Origin of the sequence: Micromonospora parastrephiae (assembly GCF_016802865.1) — a bacterium.
Lineage (GTDB): Bacteria > Actinomycetota > Actinomycetes > Mycobacteriales > Micromonosporaceae > Micromonospora > Micromonospora parastrephiae.
The window spans coordinates 1-8,253 of record NZ_JAEVHM010000220.1 but is presented as its reverse complement, the minus strand read 5'-3'; the positions used below and the strand labels follow the sequence as shown (position 1 = coordinate 8,253).

Sequence of the window (8,253 nt, the reverse complement as noted above, 5' to 3'; positions counted from 1 at the left end):
CCGCGGGCCCGCCGGCTGTTCGCCCGCGTCGCGGTGCTCGACCGGGTGCTCGCGCTGGCCGGGCACGCCGCTCCCGGCGGCGCGATCAACAACTACGAGGCGCAGCAGCGCGACGCGGCGCTCCGCCCGCTCACCGCGGCCTGCCGGCTGGCGCTGGTGGCCGCCTGCAACGCCCCACTGCGCCCCTGACGGGAGGCAACCATGGTCGGCACCGCGGTCTTTCTGCTATTCGCCGCCGCCGAGATGCTGTTCTTCGTCTGGATGATCATCGTGGTACGCCGGCAGCACCGGCGCATGGCGGCGACCCGGCGAGGCCGGTCGGTCAGACCTCGTCAAGCAGATCCGCGACCGAATTGATGATCCGCGACGGGCGGTACGGGTAGCGCTCCGCCTCGGTGCGGCTGCTGATCCCGGTGAGCACCAGGATGGTCTCCAGCCCGGCCTCCAGGCCACAGAGGATGTCGGTGTCCATCCGGTCGCCGATCATCGCGGTGCTCTCCGAGTGCGCGTTGATGGTGTTCAACGCGGAACGCATCATCATCGGGTTCGGCTTGCCGACGAAGTACGGCTCCACCCCGGTCGCCTTGGAGATCATGGCGGCGACCGAGCCGGCCGCGGGCAACGCGCCCTCTACCGACGGGCCGGTCACGTCGGGATTGGTGCAGATGAAGCGTGCCCCGTCGTTGATCAGACGGACCGCCTTCGTGATCGCCTCGAAGCTGTAGGTGCGGGTCTCGCCGAGCACCACGTAGTCCGGGGCGAAGTCGGTGAGCACGTACCCGACGGCGTGCAACGCCGTGGTCAGCCCGGCCTCCCCGATCACGTATGCGGTGCCGCCCGGCCGCTGGTCGGCGAGGAACTGGCCGGTGGCCAGCGCGGACGACCAGATCGACTCCTCCGGCACGTCCAGCCCCATCCGACTCAGCCGGGCCGTCAGGTCACGAGGGGTGTAGATCGAGTTGTTGGTCAGCACCAGGAACGGCTTGCCGGAGGCGCGCAGTCGGTTGATGAACTCCGGCGCGCCGGGCACCGGCTGGCCCTCGTGCACCAGCACGCCGTCCATGTCGGTCAGCCAACTCTGCACGGGTTTGCGGTCATGCATGGGTGCTCCCAGCGGAGGTCGGGCGGCGGGCCGGCACGCAGCAGACGGTGGGACAGGTGTCCCACATCGGCAGCTCGCCGAGGCGGCGGCGCAGCTGCGCGCCGTCCGGGTCGGTGCGCTCGGTGACCAGCTCACGAACCATGGTCACGAAACGCGGGTCGGTGCCCGGCGTGGCGGCCCGGACGAAGTTCAGGCCGAGCTGCTTGGCGGTCTCCAGCGCCTCGGTGTCCAGGTCCCACACCACCTCCAGGTGATCGGAGACGAACCCGATCGGGCTGACCACCACGCCGGTGGTGCCGCCCTGCGCGAGGGTGGCCAGGTGATCGTTGATGTCCGGTTCCAGCCAGGGCACGTGCGGCGGGCCGGAGCGGCTCTGCCAGACGAGGTCGTACGGCAGGTCGGGGGCGGCGGCCGCGGCCACCAGCCGGGCGGTCTCGTGCAGCTGCGCCTCGTACCGGCCGCCGTGCGGGCCGGCGTTGGCCGCCATCGAGCTGGGGATGGAGTGGGCGGTGAAGACCAGCCGGGTGCTGTCCCGCTTCGCCGGGTCGAGCTGACCGAGGGCGGCCCGGACCGCGTCGACGTGTGGCTCGACGAAGCCGGGGTGGTCCCAGAACTGCCGCAGCTTCTCGATCACCGGCGCGTCCGGGCCGACCGCGGCCCGGGCGGCGGCGATGTCCTCCTGGTACTGCCGGCAGGACGAGTAGCCGCCGTACGCGCTGGTGACGAAGGCCAACGCCCGGGTCACCCCGTCGTCGCGCATCCGAGTCACGGTGTCGGCGAGCATCGGGTCCCAGTTGCGGTTGCCCCAGTACACGGGCAGGTCGAGGCCGTGCGCGGCGAAGTCGGCGCGGACGGCGGCCAGCAGGTCGCGGCACTGCTGGTTGATCGGGGACACCCCGCCGAAGTGCTGGTAGTGCTCGGCGACCTCGGCCAGCCGCTCGGGCGGCACGCCCCGGCCGCGGGTCACGTTCTGCAGGAACGGCATCACGTCCTCGGGTCGCTCCGGCCCACCGAAGGACACCAGCACCACCGCGTCGTACGACATGGGATCATTCTCGCCCCTCGGCCGGGACGGCCCGGCGACGCCCCCTGATCCGGACGCGTGGGTCACGCGTGCGGCGGTCGGGGGCGTCGCCCGCGGGAGCGTCAGGAGCCGATGGCGTGGTAGCCGCCGTCGACGTGCACGATCTCACCGGTGGTGGCCGGGAACCAGTCGGACAGCAGCGCCAGGCAGGCCCGCGCGGCGGGCTCCTGGTCGGTGAGGCTCCAGCCCAGCGGGGCCCGCTCGGCCCAGGCGTCCTCGAACTGGTCGAAGCCGGGGATCGACTTGGCGGCGATGGTGCGCAGCGGCCCGGCGGCGACCAGGTTGCTGCGGATGCCCTGCTTGCCCAGGTGCATCGCCAGGTAGCGGGATGCGGACTCCAGGCCGGCCTTGGCCACGCCCATCCAGTCGTACACCGGCCACGCCTTGCTGGCGTCGAAGGTCATACCGACCACGGCGCCGCCGGGCGACATCAGCGGCAGCGCCGCCATGGCCAGCGACTTGTACGAGAAGGTGGAGACGTGCAGGGCGGTCGCCACGTCCTCCCAGGGCGCGTCGAGGAATCCTCCACCGAGGCAGCTCTGGGGGGCGAAGCCGATCGAGTGCACGACACCGTCGAGGCCGTCGACGTGCTCGCGCACACGGTCGGCGAGGTTGGCCAGGTGTTCGGTGTTGGTGACGTCCACCTCGATGACCGGGGCCGGCTCGGGCAGCCGCTTGGCGATCCGCTCGACCAGGGAGAGCCGGCCGTAGCCGGTGAGGACGACCTGCGCGCCGTTCTCCTGAGCGAGTTTCGCCACCGAGAAGGCGATCGAGGCGTCGGTGATGACACCGGTGACGAGCAGTCGCTTACCGGCGAGCAGTCCGGACATCGCAGATTTCCTCCGTAGTCAAAAGGGTTAGTGGCCCATGCCGAGGCCGCCGTCGACCGGGATCACGGCGCCGGAGACGTATCCGGCGCCGTCGGACGCCAGCCAGGCGACCACGGCGGCCACCTCGTCCGGGCTGGCCATCCGGCCGGCCGGGATGGATTTGCGGATCTCCGCCTTGCGGTCCTCGGTGAGGCCGGCGGTCATGTCCGTGTCGATGAAGCCGGGCGCCACCACGTTCGCGGTGATGTTGCGGCTGCCCAGTTCCCGGGTGATCGAGCGGGCCACGCCGACCAGGCCGGCCTTGCTGGCGGCGTAGTTGACCTGCCCGGCTCCGCCGGAGAGGCCGACCACCGAGGAGATGAAGATCATGCGGCCCCACTTGGCGCGCAGCATCTTGCCGGAGGCCCGCTTGGCGACCCGGAACGCGCCGGTGAGGTTGGTGTCCAGCACACCGGTGAACTGCTCCTCGGACATCCGCAGCAGCAGCGTGTCGTCGGTCATGCCGGCGTTCGCGACCAGTACCTCGACCGGGCCTAGCTCGGCCTCCACGGCGGTGAACGCGGCGTCGATCGAGGCCGCGTCGGTGACGTCGGCCCGTACGCCGAACATCCCCTCGGGCGCCTCGCCGCTGCGGTGGGTGACCGCCACCCGGTCGCCCTGCTTGGCGAAGGCCTGCGCGACGGCCAGGCCGATTCCCCGGTTGCCCCCGGTCACCAGCACGGTACGGGCCACGATTCCCCCTTGCGAATGGTCAGCACGGACGCGTCGGAGCCTAGGCGTTACCGGCAGGTAAGCGCTAACGGGAGCCGTGTCACACCGAGGTACGACATGGCAATCAGCCCCTGGTGGCACGCCTCGTGGAGGGGTCGGCCCGTAGCCTCCCGGTGGTGAACCGGCAACCGATCGCCGCGGCCCGGCGGGCCCTGCGGCAGACCCTGATGGGCTCGGACGCCCCGGCCGAACGGCCACTGCTGGCCCGTTGGCCCCGGCTGGCCCCGTACGCCGCCCCGGTGGGGCTGCTCGCCGCCCTCGGCGTCTTCCTGATCACGCTGACCGTGGAGACCGAGTGGGGCCTGCGGACGCCGATCGCGCTGCTGTTCGCGGCGATGACCGTGGCGCCGCTGCTGGCGCTGCCCCGACGTCCGCTGTTGGCCTGGCGGCTGACGGTGCTGGCCCTGCTGGTGTGCACGTTCAACGCGCCCGCCGACCGATCCTGGCCGTGGACCCCGCCGCTGGCGCTCGGGTCGGTCGCGGTGGTGGCGGTGGTCGTCGCGCGGGTCGACCGGCCGGTGCTGGTCTGGGTGGTGATGATCACCACGGTGCCGGTGCTCACCCTGGTGCACCCGGACAACCGGGTCCCCGTCCTGCTGCTGCTCGGCGCGCTGGCGATCGTCGGCGACCTGATCCGGCGCAACCGGCTGTCCCGCCGCGCCCTGGCCGCGCAGACCGAGCGGAGCGAGCGGGAGCAGGAACGCCGCGCGGTGCTGGAGGAGCGCACCAGGATCGCCCGGGAGCTGCACGACGTGGTCGCCCACCACATGTCGCTGATCGCGGTGCAGGCGGAGACCGCCCCGTACCGGCTCACGGACGTGCCGGCCCCGGCAGCCGCGGAGTTCGTCGCCATCGCCGCCTCGGCCCGCGACGCGCTGACCGACATGCGGCGGCTGCTGGGCGTGCTGCGCAGCGAGGCGACCGGGCCGCAGACCGCGCCGCAACCGGACCTCATCGACCTGGGCGCGATGGTGGACGCGGCGCGCCGGGCCGGCTGCCGGTGACCCTGGACGCCGAGCCGGTCGACAACGACCGGGTGCCCGCGCCGGTCGGGCTGGCCGCGTACCGCATCGTGCAGGAGGGCCTGGCCAACGCGGCCCGCCACGCGGCCGGCGCCGCGGTGCGCGTCACGGTCCGCGCCGGTCGGTCCACCCTGGGGGTACGCGTACAGAACGCGCGACCCGCCGAGGCGGGCTCCCGGCCGGACGAGGCGGGCGCCGGACACGGGCTCACCGGCATGCAGGAACGGGCCACCTCGCTGGGCGGTACGTTCACCGCCGGGCCGCTGCCCGACGGGGGTTACGCGGTGACGGCTGAGCTGCCGTACGAGGCGGAGGGCGGGGACGGATGATCCGGGTGCTGATCGCCGACGACCAGGCGATGGTGCGGCAGGGCTTCGGCGCGCTGCTCGCCGCCCAGCCGGACCTGCTGGTGGTGGGTGACGCCGCCGACGGCGCGCAGGCCGTCGCCGCCGCCCGCCGGCTCGACCCGGACGTGGTGCTGATGGACGTGCGGATGCCGGTGCTGGACGGCCTGGCCGCCACCCGCAAGCTGCTCGGCGACCGGTCGGCGCAGCGCCCCCGAGTGCTCATCCTCACCACCTTCGACCTGGACGACTACGTGTACGAGGCGCTGCGCGCCGGGGCGAGCGGCTTCCTGCTCAAGGACGCCCCGGCGGCCGACCTGGTGCACGCGGTGCGGGTGGTGGCGGCCGGGGACGCGCTGCTCGCCCCGGCGGTGACCCGCCGGCTGATCGCCGAGTTCGCGGCCCGCCCGGACCGCCGCCGACCCCGCCCCACCGACCTGGCCGGGCTCACCCCTCGGGAGACCGAGGTGCTGCGGTTGATCGCCCGGGGCCGCAACAACGCGGAGATCGCCGGGGACCTGGTGGTGGCCGAGCAGACGGTGAAGACGCACGTCGGGCGGATCCTGGCCAAGCTGGGGCTGCGCGACCGGGCCCAGGCCGTGGTGCTGGCGTACGAGACGGGTCTGGTCGCCGCCGGCGAGTAGCACCGCGGAGCCAGTCCGCAAACGGCTCCCCGGCACGACGACCCGCCGCCGCCCGCCCGTGCAGTCTCCCTCCGCACGACCACTGCGGAGGGAGACAGCGATGCGACGACGAGATGCCAGCCGGGCGGCGCTGGGGGCGCTGCTCGGCGTGAACCTGGTCCTGCCGGCCCCACCCGGGCCGGTCGGGGCGGCCGGGTTCGTCGAGGCGTACCCGGTGACGGCGGCGGCGATGCGCGCCGCCGGCCGGCCGTACGCGGACTGGGCGGCCGACGGACGCCGGTTCCTGCTGTTCGACCCGCGTGGTGACGGCCGCGTGGTCGAGGTGCTGGGTGATCTGGCGGGCGCGGACCGCATCGCGGTGCTGGTGCCGGGCGTCGGCAGCACCCTCGCTGACTTCGATCGGGGGCTGGGCGGGGTGGCCGGCCGCGCTCCGGCGACGCAGGCCGGGCAGCTCTACCGGCAGCTGCGGACGACCGACCCCACGGCGCGGGTGGCGGTGCTGGCCTGGCTGGGCTACGACCCGCCCGACGGGGTGGCGACGGCCGCCGGTGACGTCAGCGCCCGGCGTGGTGCCGCCGGGTTGGCCGCGCTGCTGCGGGAACTGGCGGAGCGCCGCCCCGCCGCGACGATCACCCTGGTCGGGCACAGCTACGGGGCGCTGGTGGTGTCGTTGGCCGCCGTGGACGCCCCGGCCCAGGTCACCGACGTCATCAGCCTCGGCGGGGTCGGCGCCGGGGTGCAGCACGCCGACGAGCTGACCGGCGGGCGACGATTCTGGGCGGCCGAGGCGACCACCGACTGGATCCGCCGGGTGCCCCCGGTGCGGCTGCTCGGTCTCGGGTTCGGCCGCCGGCCGGGAGACCCTGAGTTCGGCGCCCGGCCGTTGCCGGTGGCCGGGGTGTCCGGGCACGACGGCTACCTGACCCCGGGCAGCGCCACACTGCCCGCGGTCGCGGCGGTCGTGCTGGACGCCGACGGAATCGGGGACCCCCGGTGAGCCGCGACCGCGCGATCGACGCGCTGCGGGCGTACGCGATCGGTGGGGTGGTCCTCGGGCACTGGCTGGTGACCGGCCTGGTGATGACCGACGGCGGCGGGTTGCGGCAGGCCAGTCCGCTGGCCGCGCTGCCCGGTCTGACCCCGATGACCTGGGTGTTGCAGACGCTCGGGTTGTTCTTCTTCACCGCCGGGTTCGGCTCGGCCCGGTCGTTGGCCCGTCACGGTGACCGGCCGTCCGGCTGGCTGGCCGGTCGGCTGCGTCGGCTGCTGCTGCCCGCGGTGGCGCTGCTGGGCGTCGGCGCCGCCGTGCTGCTCGCCGCGACCGTCGCCGGCACCCCGGACGACACGCTCGCCGTCGCGTTGCGGCTCGCGGTCAGTCCGTTGTGGTTCCTGCTGCCCCTGGTGTTCCTGGTCGCCATGACCGGCCCGCTGCGCGCCGCCGTACGCCGGTGGGGGCTGGCACGCTGCATCGTACCGGCGGTGGTCGTGGTGGCGGGGGCCGACCTGGCGGTCCGTCTGCTGCCGGACGGCGCCGTTGTGCCGCCGGTGACGGTGCTGGTGGCGTGGGCGGTGCCGTACCTGCTTGGTATGGCACATGGTGACGGGCGCCTGGCGGGCCGACGGGCGGCGGGCGTGCTGGTGGTCGGTGGGGCGACCGCGCTGGCCGGGCTGCTGGCGCTGGGTTACCCGGTCAGCGCGGTCGGGGTGCCCGGCGCGGGGGTGTCCAACCTGAACCCGCCGTCGCTGTTCGCGGTGGCGCTGGCGATCACGCAGGTCGGGCTGGGGTTGCTCGCCCGGCCCGCGCTGGAACGGTTGGTGGCCCGCCCGCTGCCGGGTCGGGCGGTGGGCGAGGCGAACCGCAACGCGGTGCGGATCTACCTGTGGCACCAGCCGATCCTGGTGGCGGTGACCGCTCTCACCGCGCGGGGCGGGGTGGTCCTGCCCGGTCTGCACACCGCGCCGGACGGCACGGGCTGGGTGCTGGCGCGGTGCTGCTGGCTGCCGTTGCTCGCCACGGTGCTGGTCACGCTGGTGCGGGCCGGCAGGGGCCGCGGGACGGGGCGGCAGCCGGGCGGTGGAGGGATCGCCGACGGGTCGGCCGAGTGCGTCCGCCCGACACCTCAGGTGTACGATCATCGACGTTCCGGCCGGGCCGACTTGCAGGAGGTGATCGCTGTGCGAGATAGCGATCCTCCCAGTCGTGGCCGGGCCGATGGTCAGCCCCGCTGAGCCACGACTCAGTCTGGTGAGCTGACCCCGCTCCGCTCCCCCACCGCTTCGGCTCACGCCGAGGCGCGTGCGCCGCGCCGTCCGATCCCGGACGGTCGCCGGGAGCCGCCCGGTCACGACTTCGTGTGCGCGTCCCAACCCCCTGCGGTCCGCCCCCGCACGCGGACCGTCCAGCCGCCACCCGGAGCCCGTCCATGAGCCGCTACGTCGCACCGCTGGGCTTCACC

9 protein-coding genes and 1 pseudogene are annotated in these 8,253 nt (G+C 74.0%); 6 read left to right on the top strand and 4 right to left on the bottom strand.

Going from position 1 to position 8,253, the window contains the following annotated elements; translation table 11 throughout:
• Positions 1-189, top strand: a pseudogene (locus tag JNW91_RS27390) (hypothetical protein); the annotation flags it as partial.
• 133 nt (positions 190-322) lie between these two features.
• On the opposite strand, the gene JNW91_RS27385 reads toward JNW91_RS27390, so the two are convergent.
• The 4 genes from JNW91_RS27385 to fabG form a co-directional block, all read right to left on the bottom strand.
• Positions 323-1,102, bottom strand: a complete 780-nt coding sequence (locus tag JNW91_RS27385; RefSeq protein WP_030337797.1) for an HAD-IIA family hydrolase — start codon at positions 1,100-1,102, stop codon at positions 323-325.
• Positions 1,095-2,147, bottom strand: coding sequence for a ferrochelatase (locus tag JNW91_RS27380; RefSeq protein ID WP_203178302.1), 1,053 nt, complete (start codon positions 2,145-2,147; stop codon positions 1,095-1,097). Before JNW91_RS27380 ends, JNW91_RS27385 begins: the two co-directional genes overlap by 8 nt.
• A gap of 101 nt (positions 2,148-2,248) precedes the next feature.
• A complete protein-coding gene (gene fabI, locus JNW91_RS27375) occupies positions 2,249-3,016 on the bottom strand; it encodes an enoyl-ACP reductase FabI (RefSeq protein ID WP_203178301.1) in 768 nt (255 codons plus the stop codon).
• 27 nt (positions 3,017-3,043) lie between these two features.
• The gene (fabG, locus tag JNW91_RS27370; RefSeq protein ID WP_203178300.1) at positions 3,044-3,748 is read right to left on the bottom strand and encodes a 3-oxoacyl-ACP reductase FabG; all 705 of its coding nucleotides are present in this window, start codon (positions 3,746-3,748) and stop codon (positions 3,044-3,046) included.
• Between the two features lie 155 nt (positions 3,749-3,903).
• Between fabG and JNW91_RS33745 the strand changes: the two genes are divergently transcribed.
• From JNW91_RS33745 to JNW91_RS27345, 5 genes are all read left to right on the top strand, one after another.
• Positions 3,904-4,791, top strand: a complete 888-nt coding sequence (locus JNW91_RS33745; protein ID WP_203178298.1) for a sensor histidine kinase — start codon at positions 3,904-3,906, stop codon at positions 4,789-4,791.
• Positions 4,788-5,138 (top strand): ATP-binding protein, encoded by a 351-nt coding sequence (locus JNW91_RS27360; RefSeq protein WP_203178296.1) that lies wholly within the window; start codon positions 4,788-4,790, stop codon positions 5,136-5,138. Before JNW91_RS33745 ends, JNW91_RS27360 begins: the two co-directional genes overlap by 4 nt.
• The gene (locus JNW91_RS27355) at positions 5,135-5,797 is read left to right on the top strand and encodes a response regulator (RefSeq protein ID WP_203178294.1); all 663 of its coding nucleotides are present in this window, start codon (positions 5,135-5,137) and stop codon (positions 5,795-5,797) included. Before JNW91_RS27360 ends, JNW91_RS27355 begins: the two co-directional genes overlap by 4 nt.
• A 100-nt stretch (positions 5,798-5,897) precedes the next feature.
• On the top strand, positions 5,898-6,794 hold the full coding sequence (locus JNW91_RS27350) for an alpha/beta hydrolase (protein ID WP_203178293.1): 897 nt from the start codon (positions 5,898-5,900) through the stop codon (positions 6,792-6,794).
• Positions 6,791-8,026 carry an acyltransferase family protein gene (locus JNW91_RS27345; RefSeq protein ID WP_203178292.1) on the top strand — a complete coding sequence of 412 codons (1,236 nt, stop codon included), beginning with the start codon at positions 6,791-6,793 and terminating at the stop codon, positions 8,024-8,026. Before JNW91_RS27350 ends, JNW91_RS27345 begins: the two co-directional genes overlap by 4 nt.
• The last annotated feature ends 227 nt before the right edge of the window (positions 8,027-8,253 follow it).

What these genes read in the sequence shown, in the direction of transcription:
- JNW91_RS27350 (WP_203178293.1), top strand. Translation starts at nt 5,898, where the DNA reads ATGCGACGACGAGATGCCAGCCGGGCGGCGCTGGGGGCGCTGCTCGGC.
- JNW91_RS27355 (WP_203178294.1), top strand. Translation starts at nt 5,135, where the DNA reads ATGATCCGGGTGCTGATCGCCGACGACCAGGCGATGGTGCGGCAGGGC.
- JNW91_RS27380 (WP_203178302.1), bottom strand. Translation starts at nt 2,147, where the DNA reads ATGTCGTACGACGCGGTGGTGCTGGTGTCCTTCGGTGGGCCGGAGCGA.
- JNW91_RS27385 (WP_030337797.1), bottom strand. Translation starts at nt 1,102, where the DNA reads ATGCATGACCGCAAACCCGTGCAGAGTTGGCTGACCGACATGGACGGC.
- fabI (WP_203178301.1), bottom strand. Translation starts at nt 3,016, where the DNA reads ATGTCCGGACTGCTCGCCGGTAAGCGACTGCTCGTCACCGGTGTCATC.